This window comes from Variovorax sp. Soil_C_33 (genome assembly GCF_057656935.1).
Genome location: NZ_JBDGJK010000005.1, coordinates 40,828 through 56,513, shown reverse-complemented (window position 1 = coordinate 56,513; position 15,686 = coordinate 40,828). Strand labels below are relative to the sequence as shown.

The window sequence follows — 15,686 nt, the reverse complement described above, 5'->3', positions numbered from 1 at the left end:
ACAACATCCCGTTTGAACGAGGTACCCCAAATGGCAACCGTTGATATCCAGGACGCAACCAAGTCCTTCGGCAGCACGCGGGTGATCCGCGGCGTGAGCATCGACATTCGCGACGGTGAATTCGTGGTGCTGGTCGGCCCCTCGGGCTGTGGCAAGTCCACCCTGCTGCGCATGATCGCAGGGCTGGAGGGCATCGACGCCGGCGAGATCCGCATCGGCGGCCGCCGCGTGAACGGCCTGTTGCCCAAGGATCGCGACATCGCCATGGTGTTCCAGAACTACGCGCTCTACCCGCACCTCACGGTGGCCGACAACCTCGCGTTCTCGCTGAAGCTGCGCCATGCGCCGCAGCAAGAGATCGAGCAGCGCGTGGCGCGCGCGGCCAAGATCCTGGGGCTGGAGCCACTGCTGGCGCGGCTGCCCAAGCAGCTCTCCGGCGGGCAGCGCCAACGCGTCGCCATGGGCCGCGCCATCGTACGCGACCCACAGGTCTTCCTGTTCGACGAGCCGCTGTCCAACCTGGACGCCAAGCTGCGCGTGGCAATGCGCGCAGAGATCCGCGAGCTGCACCAGCGCCTGAAGGCCACCACCATCTACGTCACGCACGACCAGATCGAGGCCATGACAATGGCGGACAAGATCGTGGCCATGCACGACGGCGTGGTGGAACAGGTGGGCACGCCGCTGGAGCTGTTCGATCGCCCGCGCAACGTCTTCGTTGCGGCCTTCATCGGCTCGCCGTCGATGAACCTGCTGCCCGTCAAAGTCAACGGCCAGGGCGTTGTCGACAACGCGGGCAACCACTGGGCCGTGCCCGGCGTGCCGGCCACAAGCGGCCAGGCCCTCACGTTGGGTGTGCGGCCCGAGCACCTGCGGCTGGACGGCGCGGGCGTGGAGGCCCGCGTAGTAGTGGTGGAGTCCACCGGCTCGGAAACGCACCTCGTCGTCGATGCGGGTGGCACCAAGCTCACCTGCGTGCTGCGCGAACGGGTCGGCGTGCGCCCCGGCGACCACGTGCGCCTGGGTGCGGACAAGGCGCATTTGCATCTGTTCCGCGCGGACTCGGGCGAGCGGCTCGAGCCGGTGCACTGAACCTGGAAGGAACACAAGATATGCGACTTGTCCGATTCGGTGCTCGCGGCAGCGAGAACCCCGGGCTGATCGACGCTCAAGGAATCGTGCGCGACCTCTCGGCTGTGGTGCCGGACATCGATGCCCGCACGTTGTCGACGGCGGCGCTGGCGCGCCTGCGCGAGATCGACCCCGCCCAACTACCGGCCGCGCCCGCCGGCGTGCGGCTGGGCGCGTGCGTGGGCAGCATCCCCAACCTGGTTTGCATCGGCCTCAACTACTCCGACCACGCGGCGGAAACCAACACGCCCATCCCTTCGCAACCCATCGTGTTCAACAAGCACACTGGCGCTGCGGCTGGCCCTAACGACGCGCTGATCCTCGCGCCCGGTTCGGCCAAGCTGGACTGGGAGGTGGAGCTGGCGGTGGTGATCGGTACGCCGGCGTGGCACGTGCGCGAGGAGGATGCCCTGCGCCACGTCGCGGGCTACTGCCTGTGCAATGACGTGTCGGAGCGCGCCTGGCAGCTCGAATACGAAGGGCAGTGGACCAAGGGCAAGAGCTACTACGGCTATGCGCCCCTGGGCCCGTGGCTGGTGACCGCCGACGAATTGCCCGACCCGCAGGACGTGGACCTGTGGCTGGAGGTCAATGGCGTGCGGCGCCAGAGCGGTAACACGCGCACGCAGATCTTCGGCATCGCGCACATCGTGTCCTATCTGAGCCGCTTCATGGCCTTGCAAGCCGGCGACGTGATCGCCACCGGCACACCGCCGGGCGTGGGCCTGGGCCAGAAGCCGCCGCTGTTCCTGAAGGCGGGCGACCGCGTCGCGCTGGGCAGCCGGCTGTTGGGCGAGCAGCGCCAGAGCGTGGTGGCTTACGACGACGAAGCCATGGGGGCACGCTGGCGCGAAGCTCTCCTGCCGCAGCTTTGATTGCGCAAGTGAGCTCGCCCACTGTCCTGCGCATACACCCCACCGACAACGTCGTCATCGCGCGGCGGCAGCTGGTCGGCGGCACCGTGCTCGCGCAAGAGGAGATGACACGGAAGTCGCTCGGCTTGAACCCGGCATTCCCGCGGGCGATGGCGATACTGAACGGCTAGAAGACCGGTCGGTCGCTCCGAATGGTCGGCAGTTCGCGGCTACGCAGCCGACGCATGACTTCATGCTCACCGAGCTTTTAATGTCAGTTCTTTGACGAGCAACCTCGCCCGTGCGGCAGTCCGCCTTCGGTCGAAACCGCCAGCTCGGTTCGCGCCGTCGAGCGAGCCGAGTCGGTCTTGACCGCCGCACGATTGGCGCGACTCAACCGACGTTCGTGGCCGATCCGAGTTGTAGGGCGTCCGGCGCTGTGCTCAGAATGAGCGCTCGACGACGACCGAGCGCGAGGGCGAAGTTCGACGCGTTCATTGGCAGACAACGCCGGCGAACCGATTGAGTGCTGGAACATCAAGTACTCTCACGCCGCCATACTCGAGAGAAACGACCCCGGCGAGCTGCAGGCGCCTCAATGAACCGCTCACGATCTGGCGAGACAAGCCGCACAGCTTTCCGAGTTCTTCCTGGGAGATTCGCACTTTGCAATCGGCGGCCGGATTGAGAAGCGGGTTGAGCAGACTCGCCAAACCGAATGCGACTTGCGCCGGCGTCTCTGCCATTCGTGCTTTCTCAACCAAGGAAATGAACTGCCCAAGCCGCGCATTGAGCTGGGTGATCAGAAAATGGTTGAAGGGGAGACTGTTCTCGTACAGCCAAAGGAAGGTCGAGCGAGGCATGAAGGCGATCCGGCTCTCTTGAAGAGCCACGATCTCGTATGGACGGGGCTCGTCTTTCAGCACTGATCCTTCGCCCAGCCAGCCGCCCTTCGATACCCCGATGAATGTGGTCGTGCGGCCATCGACCTCCATGGTGTCGACCTTCACCATGCCCCTCACCACGCCGATCCAATGATCGGCAGGCGCCCCCTTCATCGTCACGATAGCGCCCGCGTCGAAGCATCGGTCGACAAGGCTCTGCTGCACACGCAGCAACTCGTGGGGCCTGAGTTCATGCGCCCATCTGGCGTCGCGCAAAAAGATCGAAGTTTCGGCATCGACAGACATGGTCGGACTCCCAGCAAGCGGAACCATTCTGCCCTGCCCGATGTGTTCCAGGGCGATCGCGCCGGCGATTCCGCCACGTTGAAGACATAGGACTTACCCTCGAAATGTCAACGCGACAACAGACGGCAGATGTGTAGATCACTTGAATGCGGTAGCGACGCGTCCCGAGCGTTGCCAACCCATACGGAGACGCTGATGAAACGCAATATTCTTACTGGATGGACAACAGCGCTGGCTGCGGCAGCCGCGCTGCTGGGCGGTTGCGGCGGAGGCGGCTCGGGGGGCTTTTTTCCGCCGGTGAACCCGCCGGCGGCATCGACAGCCGTTCCGTCCGCCGTCAAGACGCTTTCGAATCGCGCCGACCTCGTCAGCGACGGCGACGCCTATGTTGAGGTGGTTGTGCCCGCCGGTTCGAGTGCCGCGGGCATCAAGGTCGACCTCAACGGCGCAGACGTGACATCGAAGTTCGCCATCCGTTCGAACGGCAGAATGTTGGGGGTGCTGACCGGGCTGAAGAACGGCAGCAACACCGTTACCGCCACGGGTGCAAGCGGCAAGGGGGCAAGGCTTTCGCTCACCAACCATCCCCGTGGCGGGCCGATATTCGCCGGCCCGCAGGTCAAGCCGTGGATCTGCGGCACGAAGGATGGCAAGGCAGTGACGCTTGCCGTCGAAGGCACAGGTCTCTCCGACAGCGTCCCCACGCGAGTCAACGGGCTCGATTCGGACCCCACAGATGAGCAATGCAACGCCCCGGCCAAGTTCATCTACTACTACCAACCCGTGGCGAAGCAGGGCTCCGGCTGCACACTGACGATTTCGGGAGCCAATCCCTGCTTCGTCGAATACCAGGCCGCCGCGCGGCCTTCCAATGCGGAGATCGCCGACTTCACAAATGATCGCGGCGTTGTCGCGAAGCGGCTGCTGCGGCTCGAGAAAGGAACCTACGGCCGCGGCACCTACTCCGTGCTCGCGTACTTCGATCCCGCCCAACCCTGGGAGCCCTGGGCTCCGCAGGCGGGCTGGAACGGCAAGCTTCACTGGAAGTTCGGGGCATCGGCATCCGGCAATCGATTCCAGCAAGACGCATCGCTGAGCCCGTTCGGCGGATTCGTATGGGATGAAAACGCGCTCGCAGCGGGTTTCATGGTCGCGAGTGCCCAGCTCACGAATCACAACGACAACAACAACGAACTGTTGGCGGCAGAGAACATGATGATGGTGAAGGAGCACATCATCGACACCTATGGCGAGATCCGGTACACGATGTCTGACGGCGGCTCCGGCGGATCGATGATGCAGACGGTCATCGCCTCCGTGATGCCCGGGCTGCTTCAAGGGATTCAAACAGGAGTGAGCTATCCGGACGCAGTGTCTACCTGGATCGAGACCAGAGACTGCGGACTGCTGGAGCGCTACTACCAGACTCCGAGCGGCAGCGCTCTGGTGGATGCTGCGCGTGCCGCCATCAATGGACATCCGTCGACCTACTGCAAGACCTGGAACAACTCGTTCATAAACCCGCAGAACCCGACTCTTCCAGCGAACTGCGGGGTCGGCTTTCCGGCATCTCTGGTATATGTGCCCGGAACGCGCCCCAACGGTGTTCGCTGCTCTATCCACGACATGATGATCGCGATCTTTGGTACGGTTACGGATATCGACGGCAGCATCAAACCGAAACTTCCCTACGACAATACCGGCGTTCAATACGGGCTCAAAGCACTCCGAGAGGGCGCCATCACCGCGGAAGAGTTTGTTCAATTGAATGAAGGCATTGGTGCCTTCACCGCCGACATGGCATGGACCGCAGGCGCGGTCACCGCGCCGACAGTTCCCGCCGCTCGATTCGGATCATCGCCTGATGTCTTTGCGCAGATCTATCGCAGTGGCCTGCACAGCAATGCAAGGAATCTTGCCAAGGTTCCAATCATCGACCTTCGCCCTGAACTCGGAGCGGACATCCACATGACGTGGCGCAGCTACCAGGCACGGGCGCGTCTGGATCAGGCAAACGGCGGTCACGGCAACCACATCCTTCGGGGCAGCAGCGGTTTCGGCGGGGCGGCACTTGCAGCTCAATCGTTCAGGATGATGGATCGCTGGCTCGCCTCTATCGAGGCGGACAAGAGCCCCGCGTCGCTCGAGACAAAGGTTCTTGCCAGCAAGCCTGCCGATGTCAAGGATGGCTGTTTTGCAACACCGGGTGGCACCGATGCGGAGCTTGCGGCAGAGCTTGCGTTGAACGACCCGGCTTGCCCGTTGAGGCCCACGCTTTCGCCGCGCCAGGTTGCGGGCGGCCCCGTGTCCGAGGACATCTATCAATGTCAGCTCAAGCCCCTGAGCTTTGCTGACCCTGCCTACGGCGCCACCGTGTTCTCGCCGGCGCAACAGGCCAGACTGGCAGCGGTCTTGCCGCTCGGCGTTTGCGACTGGTCCAAGCCGGGCGTCGGCCAGACCTCTGATTGGCAGTTCACCAACTTCAACGCTGGACCGAGTGGAGTGCCGATCGGTCCCGAGCCGGACTCAGTGGCCTTCTGACCAGCGCATCAGCACGACAAGTCTGGCGCGCGTTGCCCTGCAGTGTCGACCCGCATCTGCGCTGTCTCAGCGCGTTCCAACGGCCGCACGTCGACTTCATGTTCGCGCCGCTGCATGAGCGTTTCCCGCCTCGCTTGCTCCAGCATGTGTCGTGGAACGTCTGGGTGGTCCAGCTGCAGCAGATCCAGTTCGCGCTCGGCCAAGGCGGCTTCTTCGGCCTTGCGCTGCATCAGTTCGTAGGCCAACAGGAACGGCAGCGACAGCAGCGCCAGCACAGCGTAGATCCGGTCCATGGCCAAGACCACCATCGTGACCACCGGCGTCAGCACAATGATCACGATCACCTCGGCCATAAACCACGACCACGGATGTCTCATGGCTCCATCTTGCTGCAGCGTCACCGGCTGAGGGTGTCTGGAGTTGCCAGCGTTGGCGTAGGACTGTCGCACACTCGGGGAAGTCCCGCAGTCGAAAGACTTAATCTCCCCATCTTGCGGGCAGCGCCGGGCCAGCTCCTCAGACGCGCCCGCCCACCTTTCGCGCCAGCGGCCAGACCACAGGCGGCGTCAGCATGCGGGCCAGTGCCTTGGCGCGGTCGACTCGGCGCGTCTTCATGAAGACCGAGGCCGATTCGTCCCCGTGCTGCTTGCCGGCGAGCGGGCTGGTGTAGTAGTAGGCGGCGACCGAGCGGCGCGGCCGGCCGTCCGGCGCCTGCAGCGGCATGGTGTGGCCGTGATAGCTCGCGGGGCCGCGCGGCAGCAGGATGGTGCGGCCGAATTCTGGCTGCACGGTGATCACGCAGCGGTCCTGCTTCTTGTCCCAGAGTTCGAGCCCGGAACCCCAGGCCGGGTCCCATCCCTTGTTGAGGTAGGTGATGAAGGCCATCTCGTTCTTCAGCCCGAGATGCCGGTGGCGATTGAAGTCGCGGTGCACGGCGAAGGTTGCGCCGGTCCTGCTTTCGTGCAGCCCGCCGCCGAACAGCTTGGGATCGGGCAGCAGGTAGTCGACGCCGCTGAGCGACGACAGCCAGTTGATGAACCAGCCGGAATGGATGATGTCGAAGTACAGCTGCGAGGCCGGGCCCAGCGCCACGCCGAGCACCGAGCGGCGCGTCGATTCGTACTCGGTCCTGATGTCGGCCCAGTCGTCGCTGGGAAGCATGTCGAACTCTTCGGCCACCAGCTCCAGCAGGGTCGGGTGGAAGATGTTCTCGAGAACCAGGTGCGGAAACGGCGAGGCGGCCAGCAACTTCTGGTGCAGGCGTTGCCGCTGATCGGGCGCGAAGAGCGAGCGGTCGACGAGTTCGGCACGCGGCAGGCGCACGCCGCGGATGCTGATGGAGTCGCCCCGCCACGGAAAAAGCGCGGCCGGCGAAGCACCGGCGGGAAGTTGCGCGAGCGGAAACGGGATGACAACAGCCATGGCATACCTCCGGGATCGAATATCAACGGATGCGTCCGAATCGGATGTAAGCCGCGACCGTCTCAGGTTCGAGGGCTAATGCCTGAACCCGCTTGCCGAAGGAACCGGCCTCCTTGCCGTGGCCCTGGGGTACGCACATGCGGCAAGAATGAAGAATACTGGACCTGGCTGCTGAGCACGCGCGGCCATCAACGTGAACCCGGGAGGCTGGCATGGCAATCGCATTGCGACACCGCGACCGCACATCGCGGCTGACGCCGTTGTCGCTCCGACGCGTAGCCGGTGCGGTTCTCATGTTGCTCGCCTTGGGCGCAGCTCAGTCGCAACCGCGCAAAGACGTCCGGGACGGTTGGGAGCTGGCGTCTCCGAGGGAGCAGCGCCTCGATGTCGAGCGCTTGACCGAACTCGTCCGAGCGCTCAGGTCGGAGCAACGGGGTGTCCGCAGCGTGGTCATCGTGCGCAACGGCAAGCTTGCCTTCGAGTACCACCGAGACGGGCTGGGGCCACTGACGCTGCACGACATGCACTCCGCCACCATGAGTGTGGTGTCAACGCTTGCAGGGATCGCACTTCAGCAGGGCTTCATCAAGAGTGTCGACCAACCGATCGCTGACTTTCTCCCGCAAGCTCTCGGCGAAGGGGTCGATGCGCGGGTCGGTGCGATGACCCTCGGGCACGTCCTGACCCTGACGGCCGGATACGACCCGAGTATCAAACAAGTCGGAAGGTGGGCGTTCCCGGTCGACTTTGCGCTGCGTCGGGCCTTGGTCAGCGACCCCGGCAGGACCTTCAACTTCAATCCGGCAACGGCGCACCTGGCGGCGAGAGTGCTGGTCAGCGCAACCGGAGAAAGCCTTTCGCAGTTCGCTCAGAAGCAGCTTTTCGGGCCACTTCGGATCGAGCGCTATCTGTGGCGAATCGACCGGCCGGGCGGAAGCGAGCTCGGCTACGCCGGCTTGCAACTCACGACGCGGGACATGGCAAAGCTCGGCCGGCTGTACCTTCAGCATGGCTTCTGGAATGGAAAGCAATTGATGCCGGCCCACTATGTCGAGGCGGCGACGAGGAAGCAGAACGCAGGCGGGCCGCCGATGCACTGGGCATATGGCTATTCATGGTGGATCGCGCCCTCTTCCCGGCTTCCGGCCCCTTACATGGCAGGAGCTGCCGACGGCCAACGCATCTACGTCAGTCCGAGCTTGAACCTGGTGGTGGTCGTCGCCTCTGATTTCAACCAGGAGGGCACGGGGAGCCAGGGTCAGGTCGACGTGGTCATCAACGACATCGTGCTTCGTGTGGTGAGGCGGTGAGCGAGGCCGACCGCCCATGAATCGTCGCGCGAGGTTGGTGCCTCTGTGCAGCCAGCGGAAGCGTATCGCCCGCCCTCGGCAAATCGCGATGGACTGGCCTTTGCGCTCGAGGGCGGTATGGATCTGTCCGTAGTGCTGTCCCATCTCTGTGAGTGGTTCGACCTGGATGACGCCCTTGCAGTGGCTGCAGCGCAGCCAGGGATTTGGAGCGGGGTCGCGCTTCCGAATCGTCGGAAAAGTGACAGTTGCTCCCCGAGCTTCACCGTAGCATTCGCGACCCAACACCAAAGGGTGCTGCTACTGGTCGTCTGTAGATGAAACTCTGTATCCAAACCCCCTTACCCCGCCGCAGGACCATGCTTCTTGCGATCTTGGCGCTCGCCGTCGGCCTGGCGTCAGCCTTTGTCGCTGCATGGCTGAGTCGCGATGTCAGCATCTTTTCCTTAGCGCCAGGACCCGGAAAGGCACCCGACATTCTGGCGAGCCAGCGTCTGGATCTGCATCGCACGTTCTTCACGATATGGGTGGCTTTGCTGCTGGTCACGCCAGCTTTGTGCCTGTTCCCGTTTCGGCGGCGTTCCGAGCTGGCTGCCCGGTATTGGCTTGCCTTCTGGACGGCAGCCCTGGTGGCCTTCTGCGTTCACTTCTATTGGGCAGTCGTCGTCATCTTTGGGAACGACTGGAATCGCATCATGACGACTCCTCGAGTGAGCGCGCCGGTACTGGATACAGTTTTTGCGCTCTGGTGGCTCGCGGATGTCGCTATTGCATGGCTGGTTCGGTCTGAGGCTACTTGGGTGAGAGTTGAGCGCACTCTTGTGCACGTCCTCGCATTCGTTCTGTTCTTCATGGGCGCGGCGCGGGAGGGCGAACTGCTCGCATCACGATTTTTCGGCTGGACCATGGCAGGTCTCGTAGCAGCAGCTCTCGCGGCGTGGTTGGCCGGGTTGCGGAAGAGCCGCGGCAGCATCAAGGTCGCGTCGCAATGAAGGAAATGTCCCCGTTCAGTCGGCTCTGAGCGGGCGTGCGTGGCCTGCGAAACGATCTTTCAGGCGCTAGCCCCAAGCCAGCCGATCGCGCGCGGCGTCCGCAGCGCGAAACCGCCTTCGAGCAGGCGCGTGCCAACCAACGTGGACGCGGCGCAGAAGGTGCGCGTTGCGCTGGACCAGGCCCTCGCGACACCCGAGGTGCGCGAGAAGCTCGAAGCCAACGGGGCGGCCGTCGTGCCGAGCACCCCCGAGGAGCTTGCGCAGAGCCTGCGCGCGGAGATCGCGCTGACCGAGAGGTTGATGAAGGTGGCGAGCATCGAGGCGCAGTAGCGGCAGCGGCGCGCGCGGGAGGGCCCGCCGTCACCGATGCTTGCTCGGTCCGCGCGGTCGGACCAATAGAAGCTTGGCCAGAGCAAGGTAACCGCCATCCAGCGGCTGGTTTGGTTGCTGCCGTGTTGTCCGTTCGTCGTCGCGGCCGGCGCGGTGCTCCCCCGTGCTCCGTCAGGTCTGTGCGCGACGTGCAATGCGTGACGGGCGCGAAGCGGACGCTGCGCAGCTCCTGCCCCTTGTCCCAGCCATGGACGCCCACGAAGTTCGCGGCATGGCAGCACTGCTCCCAATCCAATGGGCTGTAGCGATCGAAGTCGAGATTCGTGCCACCGGCTCGCGGCCAAGGTTCGTGATGCCGGCTTTCTTCGTTCGTGCGCATTCGCAGACAACCGGAGGCGAATTGCACGCCCCAAACATCGACGCCGAAGACCTGGCGCGGTGCCTCGAGCTCGGCGCCGCGTTGACTGCTGGGTCTCGCCCCTGGCCGTGAACTGGAACTGGCCACTCTCGCAGCATAAAAATACACTAACGGCATCCACGTTCAATAAACCCCAGATACAGCCACCAAATCCCACCACCCAGTGCAAAACCATCTCAGCCTAGGCACAATCAAACGGGCTCGCCGTTAGCGTAATTTCAATGCCTTCTCTTTCCCTCTTCGAAGAAGCGCCAGTCGCCGTTCATCGCCTGGCGTTCGAGCGCTGGCTGCAGGACCAGCGCGCCATTGGATCCCTGCGCCAGCCATCGTCCGTCGAGGTCTACCGCGACATGTGGGGCAGCTTCACGGCCTGGTGCCTCGGGCAATCCCCTGCGGTGTCATTGGCGTCGCTCGATGCCCGCGACCTGGAGGCGTTCCAGGCGGCGCGCTTCGGCATGAAAAGCGCCGACCTGTCGCTCACCCCCCGTCACGCGCTTCGCCTGCTGCGCCTGATTGACCGGGTGCTGCGTCACCATGCCGCCGAGAGCGGCGAGCGCGTAAACACGGCGGCGAGCGACTGGATCGATGCGCACCCGGAGATCCGATACGCCGAAGCCGCGCAGGCCGATCCCTTGCCTGAGTTCTTGTCGGTGGCCGAGGCGCGGCATCTGATCACGTTCCTGTCGGATGCGCGTCCTCGCCCCGGCTTGTCGGGCTCACGCCGCGACAGTCATCTGGCTTTCACTTGGCAAGAGCTGCGCAACCGGGTGGCCGTTGCGCTGCAGTTGGGCGGCGGGCTGGCGCCGGGCGACGTCCGGGTGCTGACCATCGATGCACCGACCTCGCACGGTGGCCGTGTTCGGGAGCGGCCATGGAAAGTGGCGGTGCCGGGCAATGGCAACTCGCCGGCGCGGGAAACGCCCATTGCTGCGTGGGCGGGCGAGTTGCTGCAGCACTGGCTGCAGGTTCGCGCGGAAGCTCGCATTCTTGGAAGTTTCCTTTTTCCGTCGACTCGCAGCGGCAAGCCCTGGAGCAAGGAATCGCAATACAAGGCCGCCAGGCAGGTGCTGGAGGAAGCGGGCCTGGACTCCAGCGACGGTGGGTCGTTCCGATTGCGGCATACCTTTGCATTGCGACAGCTGCGCCGCGGGACAGATCCCGATCAAGTCGCACGGTGGCTTGGGGTCGAGCCAGAGGCCATGGGGAAGTACCGCAGAGTCGTCAGCAGTCCCGAAGACGTGGTCTAGACTTGATTCGCTGTCTGACGCGAGATTCAGCCAGTGGGATTGCTTGACTTTCGAATTGATTTAAGCTGCTTCCAATTGATGATGGAGTAAAGTCCGCACTCTATTCATTCAATGGAACCATCCATGGCGCAAACGTACAAGCAGATCCAGAAGCAGATCGAACAGCTTCAACGACAGGCAGAAGCGCTGCGCAACAGTGAGGTCAAAGGCGTCATCGACCGCATCAAGGTGGCGATTACGCATTACGGCCTGACCGCTGCACAACTGGGACTCGGCACGAACAAGACAGTTGCTCAGCCGACGAAGGCCGCGAAAGCATCAGGCAAGTCCGGTGTGAAGTTCAGCGACGGCAATGGCAACGTCTGGTCAGGCCGGGGACCTCGCCCGTATTGGCTTCGTGACGCGCTGGCGGCGGGTCGCTCCATCGACGAATTCCGAGCGGAATCGCGCAAGACGTCGAAGCCCGTCTCCGCCGCGCCGGCGTCCGGCGAGACTGCCGCGCCAGCTGCCCGCCCTGCTCGCAAGAAAGCGAAGCGCGCAGCGTCGAAGATCTACAGGGATGATGCTGGCAATTCCTGGAGCGGGTTCGGACCCAAGCCCAGATGGCTGAAAGCCGCACTGGATGCCGGAAAGAGCCTGGACGACCTCAGGGGTTAGCTCGCCGCGAGGGCGCTGGAACTAGGTGACTAGCGAAGGAGCATCGACAGTCGATCTTGAGTGGCCCATGGTTCATTCCTCCGTGGCCCAGCAAACGAGCCGGAGCTCCTTCAGGCTGATGAAGTCGCGAGACCCGTCGCCGAAGCGAATCTCTGCCAGATCGTTGTCGTGCGCCTTGAGCCGCAAGGACCCGCGGCGGCCACCGTGCTCCACCACCAGCACCGTGCGGCCGGCGCTGTGTGCACGAACGTCGTTCATCCGGGCGGGCGCCGCAGTCGCTGCCATGCCACCCTCAGCTGCTAGGGGCCGGTCAAGAATCGCATCGACATTGCGACGCGTGATGGCCGCGCTGGCCTCCAGCAACGCAATGGTCTGATCCGGCCGTTTCTTGATCGCCGCAGCAAGCCGGTAAAGCACCCGGGTATCGCTACCCACGCGTCCTGTCTCGAATGCGGCCCGTACCTCAGCGGGCGCGTCGATCAGGCCAGCGGCTTCGGTGATGAATGATCGAGGCTTGTTGAGCCGGCGGGCAATCTCCGCGCGCGAATGCCCTTCCCTCTCGCGCTCGGCAATGAAGAGCGCCAAGTCGAACGGCGACATGTTTTCGCGATGGAGGTTTTCTGCGGCCTGGGCGAACGGATCGACCCGATCGTCCAGGAAGGCCGCCACGGTTTCCAGTCCCGCGCGCCTGGCGGCGCGGACGCGACGCTCCCCCCGGTTCACGATGTAGCGCCCCGCCGCCTCCGGATGCCGGCGCAGCGACACGGGCTCGAGCACCCCGTGCGCCTGAATAGACTCGGCCAGTTCCCCGATGGTCTCTTCATCGACCGTACGCCGCGGCTGCGATGGATCGAAGTCGATCTGCGACAACACCACCTGCATGGGCACGCCATCGGCGATCGGTGCATCGGTCCCGTTTAGCAGATCGCTCGCCCTGAACTGCGCCAGGCAGCTGAGATCCAGCGACTCGAGTGCTCTCATGACGCGCCCTCCCCCATGACTTCCGTCGCGGCCGTTGGCTCCATGCGCTGCTTGAGCAACGCGAACACCTGCAGCACCTCGGCGCTCGCTTCGCGCGCCGAGCTCTTGGCGACTTGCCAGACAGGTACCCCGGCGGCGAGACCCTCGGGAATCGCAGAACGCGTGGAAATCTTGGCGGGCAGGACGAAATCGCTGTAGTGCAGCACCAAGTCGTGCAGCGCAGCCTTTTGCCGCACCGAATGCGGATTGAAGCGGTTGGCCACGATCCCGGCGAGCTGCAGTTGCGGGTTGTAGCGCTTCTGCACGCCGAAGATTGTTTTCAGCATGTCGGTGACGCCATCGATGCTGTATTCCTCGAGCTCGATCGGGCACACCACGCGCGACGCAGCGATCAGCGCAGCACTCATGCGCAGACCCAGGGCAGGCGGGGTGTCGATCACCACGTAGTCGAACGCCTGGGCCAGGAGCGCGACATGCTTGCGAAACAGAGGGATGACCGCCTCGGGCTTCGCCAGCTCGAGATCTGCAAGCCGCTTGCTGCCCCTGAACAACGCGATGCTTGAGGCGGCAACCTCGGGGACGCGGACCGGCTGCGATTCAAACAGTGCTGACGCCTCCATCCCGCTGTCGAAGCGATGCAGGGACTTCGAGCAATTGCACTGCGTGTCGAGATCGATCACGCCAACCCGCGCGCCATTCATTTCCGCGAGCCAATGCGCGAATAGCACGCTCAGCGTCGACTTTCCGACCCCACCTTTCTGGTTGCTGAAGACCCAAACTTGCATGCAGCAATCCCGCGCATCAGTGCCTTAAACCCTTTGTCGGATATTCGAGAACCGCTCGTTTGACTTCTGCTGCGATACGGCACTTTGGTCGTACCAAATAGCAGCTCTAGGCGCCCTAGCCATTCTTCCGCAGGAAGGGTGTGGTGGCTGATGCGATTCACCTCAGAGCCTCGAACGCGGACCCAATGGCTGGGAGCGTAGTTTCAGCTCAATCTCTCTGCCTACTACTGATTTTGGTAGTCACATCACCTGGATGTGATCCTTCATGCTCAACCATCGAACGAAATTGGACATTGCGCTCATGCAAGTGCGAAATCTTCATCGCGGTGTTGAGTTGAACGGCTGGAGAAGGCTTTCGGCTGCGGTCTGCCTGAGCATCTCCGCGTGCCTTCCCCATCCCAGCCCTGCTCTTGCCGAGTCGTCGAGCCGCGTGGTTGTGAGCGCAGCCGAACAATCCTCGCGCGACGATGAGCGCCTTCGCATCCTGCGCGACGAGCTGAGGAAGTCCGAGGCCTTGGTCGAAGCGCTGGGACGGCGAAAGACCGAGCGGCTTGCCGCCTCCGATCTCGCAGGCGCCGGCGAAGCCGAGGAGCAGCGTGTCCGCGCATTGGCCGATGTGGCAGGCCTCAAGCGCGAGATCGGCGCGGCGCGCCCGTCTTCCGCTGTAGCCAATGTCGTCGTGTTGGCCCGCGCGGGTTTGGCTTCACCTGCCGGGTCAAGCCCGACCAGATCTCGACTGCCGACGCCATGGTGGGATGTCTACGGCAAAGCCAATCGCGAAGACAAGCCTGGCCCAGTTTCCTTCGCCAAGCCGTCGAGCCCAACCGACGCGCCCCGCGATCGCACCCGCGGCTTGGAGTAATGCACCATGCTCTGTCCTCCTCTTCCGCAAGATCCGGCTCCGTCTCCACGAGAACAGACAAGCCATAGCATCGATCCGCCGGTGCAGCCCCACGAGGCTGCAGCTAGATCCGGCGCCGATGTCGAAGGAGCTCTCACTGCCGGAGCTCGTCGAGCCTTTCCACAAGAAAGCGGTCGTCGAGCTGATCGTCGTGGAGTGCGCGCCGGGTTGCTATCGATTCGAGACGCTGGAAGCCGGTCGCGCCGTGACCCGGCTCGAGCTTCCGACCTGAGCGCATGGCATCGGCGTCCAGCGCACGTACGGAATGCATGGTTCGCATGGCTGGCCACATGGGCCGCGCTGCTGCCGGCGCTCGCCTCGGCTGGCAGTCCCTTCGCCACCGGCGCGGCAGCGACCCAGACCCAGCTGGTGGCCATCCTGACGCCCTTGGCCGCAGTGGCGGTCATGGTGTCCGGTGTGATGGCCTGGTTCGGCCGCATCAGCTGGTGGTGGATGGTGGGCGTGGTGCTCGGCACCGTGCTGGTCTTCGGCGGTCCGCAGATCGTCTCCTGGATCCGCGGCATGTTCGGGGTCTGAGCCTGAAGGAACGGCCGCCATGAACCGCAACCAAGGCATCGTCGGCGACACCCTGTTCGTGGGGATGACCCGGCCGTCGATAGTCTGGGGCGTCACCTACTCGGCCATGATGTTCAACGTCGTGATCACGACCGAGTCCTTCATCGTGACGAAGAACCTCGCCTGGCTGTTGGCGTTCCTGCCGATCCATGGCGTCCTCTACCTGGTCTGCCTCTACGAGCCGCGGTTTTTCGACCTGCTGCAGCTCTGGGGCCGCACCCGGCTCCCCGCCCTCATCGCCGGAAACCTCCGGTACTGGCGCGCCAACTCCTACAGCCCGCTGGCGCTCGACCTGCCGTACCTGAACGGCCGGCGGCGCCAGGTGCCGGATCGGGTCGTCCTATGACGGGGAGC

19 protein-coding genes are annotated in these 15,686 nt (G+C 64.0%); 14 read left to right on the top strand and 5 right to left on the bottom strand.

Going from position 1 to position 15,686, the window contains the following annotated elements:
* Window positions 1-30 precede the first annotated feature (30 nt).
* From AC3A6B_RS09610 to AC3A6B_RS09600, 3 genes are read left to right on the top strand one after another with little or no spacing between them, the layout of a single operon-like run.
* Window positions 31-1,092: an ABC transporter ATP-binding protein gene (locus AC3A6B_RS09610; protein WP_487836497.1), complete on the top strand. Its 1,062-nt coding sequence runs from the start codon at window positions 31-33 to the stop codon at window positions 1,090-1,092.
* A 20-nt stretch (window positions 1,093-1,112) separates the two neighbouring features.
* Window positions 1,113-2,006: a fumarylacetoacetate hydrolase family protein gene (locus tag AC3A6B_RS09605; RefSeq protein ID WP_487836496.1), complete on the top strand. Its 894-nt coding sequence runs from the start codon at window positions 1,113-1,115 to the stop codon at window positions 2,004-2,006.
* An 8-nt stretch (window positions 2,007-2,014) separates the two neighbouring features.
* Entirely contained in the window at window positions 2,015-2,176 is a 162-nt protein-coding gene (locus AC3A6B_RS09600; RefSeq protein ID WP_487836495.1) for a hypothetical protein, read from the top strand.
* A 303-nt stretch (window positions 2,177-2,479) separates the two neighbouring features.
* Here the strand turns inward: AC3A6B_RS09600 and AC3A6B_RS09595 are convergent, their stop codons facing one another.
* Entirely contained in the window at window positions 2,480-3,175 is a 696-nt protein-coding gene (locus AC3A6B_RS09595) for a Crp/Fnr family transcriptional regulator (protein ID WP_487836494.1), read from the bottom strand.
* 195 nt (window positions 3,176-3,370) lie between these two features.
* Between AC3A6B_RS09595 and AC3A6B_RS09590 the strand changes: the two genes are divergently transcribed.
* Window positions 3,371-5,716, top strand: coding sequence for a DUF6351 family protein (locus AC3A6B_RS09590; protein WP_487836493.1), 2,346 nt, complete (start codon window positions 3,371-3,373; stop codon window positions 5,714-5,716).
* Between the two features lie 8 nt (window positions 5,717-5,724).
* On the opposite strand, the gene AC3A6B_RS09585 is transcribed toward AC3A6B_RS09590, so the two are convergent.
* On the bottom strand, window positions 5,725-6,117 hold the full coding sequence (locus AC3A6B_RS09585; protein WP_487836492.1) for a hypothetical protein: 393 nt from the start codon (window positions 6,115-6,117) through the stop codon (window positions 5,725-5,727).
* A 115-nt stretch (window positions 6,118-6,232) separates the two neighbouring features.
* A complete protein-coding gene (locus AC3A6B_RS09580; protein ID WP_487836491.1) occupies window positions 6,233-7,138 on the bottom strand; it encodes a 2OG-Fe(II) oxygenase in 906 nt (301 codons plus the stop codon).
* A 212-nt stretch (window positions 7,139-7,350) separates the two neighbouring features.
* On the opposite strand from AC3A6B_RS09580, the gene AC3A6B_RS09575 reads away from it, so the two are divergent.
* From AC3A6B_RS09575 to AC3A6B_RS09550, 6 genes are all read left to right on the top strand, one after another.
* The gene (locus tag AC3A6B_RS09575; RefSeq protein ID WP_487836490.1) at window positions 7,351-8,448 is read left to right on the top strand and encodes a serine hydrolase domain-containing protein; all 1,098 of its coding nucleotides are present in this window, start codon (window positions 7,351-7,353) and stop codon (window positions 8,446-8,448) included.
* 356 nt (window positions 8,449-8,804) lie between these two features.
* Window positions 8,805-9,437: a hypothetical protein gene (locus tag AC3A6B_RS09570; protein ID WP_487836489.1), complete on the top strand. Its 633-nt coding sequence runs from the start codon at window positions 8,805-8,807 to the stop codon at window positions 9,435-9,437.
* A 129-nt stretch (window positions 9,438-9,566) separates the two neighbouring features.
* A complete protein-coding gene (locus tag AC3A6B_RS09565) occupies window positions 9,567-9,767 on the top strand; it encodes a hypothetical protein (RefSeq protein ID WP_487836488.1) in 201 nt (66 codons plus the stop codon).
* A 271-nt stretch (window positions 9,768-10,038) separates the two neighbouring features.
* Complete coding sequence (locus AC3A6B_RS09560) at window positions 10,039-10,257, top strand: hypothetical protein (protein WP_487836487.1); 219 nt, start codon at window positions 10,039-10,041, stop codon at window positions 10,255-10,257.
* Window positions 10,258-10,406: 149 nt separating this feature from the next.
* Entirely contained in the window at window positions 10,407-11,432 is a 1,026-nt protein-coding gene (locus tag AC3A6B_RS09555) for a tyrosine-type recombinase/integrase (protein WP_487836486.1), read from the top strand.
* Between the two features lie 123 nt (window positions 11,433-11,555).
* Window positions 11,556-12,089, top strand: a complete 534-nt coding sequence (locus AC3A6B_RS09550; protein WP_487836485.1) for an H-NS family nucleoid-associated regulatory protein — start codon at window positions 11,556-11,558, stop codon at window positions 12,087-12,089.
* A gap of 72 nt (window positions 12,090-12,161) precedes the next feature.
* Here AC3A6B_RS09550 and AC3A6B_RS09545 read toward each other — a convergent pair whose 3' ends face one another.
* A complete protein-coding gene (locus AC3A6B_RS09545) occupies window positions 12,162-13,070 on the bottom strand; it encodes a ParB/RepB/Spo0J family partition protein (protein ID WP_487836484.1) in 909 nt (302 codons plus the stop codon).
* Entirely contained in the window at window positions 13,067-13,855 is a 789-nt protein-coding gene (locus AC3A6B_RS09540; protein ID WP_487836483.1) for a ParA family protein, read from the bottom strand. Before AC3A6B_RS09540 ends, AC3A6B_RS09545 begins: the two co-directional genes overlap by 4 nt.
* 265 nt (window positions 13,856-14,120) lie before the next feature.
* Between AC3A6B_RS09540 and AC3A6B_RS09535 the strand changes: the two genes are divergently transcribed.
* The 4 genes from AC3A6B_RS09535 to AC3A6B_RS09520 all read left to right on the top strand — a co-directional run bounded on the left by AC3A6B_RS09535 (window position 14,121) and on the right by AC3A6B_RS09520 (window position 15,678).
* Window positions 14,121-14,717: a hypothetical protein gene (locus tag AC3A6B_RS09535; protein ID WP_487836482.1), complete on the top strand. Its 597-nt coding sequence runs from the start codon at window positions 14,121-14,123 to the stop codon at window positions 14,715-14,717.
* A gap of 118 nt (window positions 14,718-14,835) precedes the next feature.
* Window positions 14,836-14,988 carry a hypothetical protein gene (locus AC3A6B_RS09530; protein ID WP_487836710.1) on the top strand — a complete coding sequence of 51 codons (153 nt, stop codon included), beginning with the start codon at window positions 14,836-14,838 and terminating at the stop codon, window positions 14,986-14,988.
* Window positions 14,925-15,293, top strand: a complete 369-nt coding sequence (locus tag AC3A6B_RS09525) for a TrbC/VirB2 family protein (RefSeq protein WP_487836481.1) — start codon at window positions 14,925-14,927, stop codon at window positions 15,291-15,293. Before AC3A6B_RS09530 ends, AC3A6B_RS09525 begins: the two co-directional genes overlap by 64 nt.
* Window positions 15,294-15,312: 19 nt before the next feature.
* Window positions 15,313-15,678, top strand: a complete 366-nt coding sequence (locus tag AC3A6B_RS09520) for a VirB3 family type IV secretion system protein (protein ID WP_487836480.1) — start codon at window positions 15,313-15,315, stop codon at window positions 15,676-15,678.
* The last annotated feature ends 8 nt before the right edge of the window (window positions 15,679-15,686 follow it).

Bases quoted from the DNA above. Each gene is read 5' to 3' on its own strand.
- AC3A6B_RS09610 (WP_487836497.1), top strand. From the start codon at position 31: ATGGCAACCGTTGATATCCAGGACGCAACCAAGTCCTTCGGCAGCACG.
- AC3A6B_RS09605 (WP_487836496.1), top strand. From the start codon at position 1,113: ATGCGACTTGTCCGATTCGGTGCTCGCGGCAGCGAGAACCCCGGGCTG.
- AC3A6B_RS09595 (WP_487836494.1), bottom strand. From the start codon at position 3,175: ATGTCTGTCGATGCCGAAACTTCGATCTTTTTGCGCGACGCCAGATGG.
- AC3A6B_RS09590 (WP_487836493.1), top strand. From the start codon at position 3,371: ATGAAACGCAATATTCTTACTGGATGGACAACAGCGCTGGCTGCGGCA.
- AC3A6B_RS09580 (WP_487836491.1), bottom strand. From the start codon at position 7,138: ATGGCTGTTGTCATCCCGTTTCCGCTCGCGCAACTTCCCGCCGGTGCT.
- AC3A6B_RS09575 (WP_487836490.1), top strand. From the start codon at position 7,351: ATGGCAATCGCATTGCGACACCGCGACCGCACATCGCGGCTGACGCCG.
- AC3A6B_RS09570 (WP_487836489.1), top strand. From the start codon at position 8,805: ATGCTTCTTGCGATCTTGGCGCTCGCCGTCGGCCTGGCGTCAGCCTTT.
- AC3A6B_RS09560 (WP_487836487.1), top strand. From the start codon at position 10,039: ATGGCAGCACTGCTCCCAATCCAATGGGCTGTAGCGATCGAAGTCGAG.
- AC3A6B_RS09555 (WP_487836486.1), top strand. From the start codon at position 10,407: ATGCCTTCTCTTTCCCTCTTCGAAGAAGCGCCAGTCGCCGTTCATCGC.
- AC3A6B_RS09550 (WP_487836485.1), top strand. From the start codon at position 11,556: ATGGCGCAAACGTACAAGCAGATCCAGAAGCAGATCGAACAGCTTCAA.
- AC3A6B_RS09545 (WP_487836484.1), bottom strand. From the start codon at position 13,070: ATGAGAGCACTCGAGTCGCTGGATCTCAGCTGCCTGGCGCAGTTCAGG.
- AC3A6B_RS09540 (WP_487836483.1), bottom strand. From the start codon at position 13,855: ATGCAAGTTTGGGTCTTCAGCAACCAGAAAGGTGGGGTCGGAAAGTCG.
- AC3A6B_RS09535 (WP_487836482.1), top strand. From the start codon at position 14,121: ATGCTCAACCATCGAACGAAATTGGACATTGCGCTCATGCAAGTGCGA.
- AC3A6B_RS09530 (WP_487836710.1), top strand. From the start codon at position 14,836: ATGTCGAAGGAGCTCTCACTGCCGGAGCTCGTCGAGCCTTTCCACAAG.
- AC3A6B_RS09520 (WP_487836480.1), top strand. From the start codon at position 15,313: ATGAACCGCAACCAAGGCATCGTCGGCGACACCCTGTTCGTGGGGATG.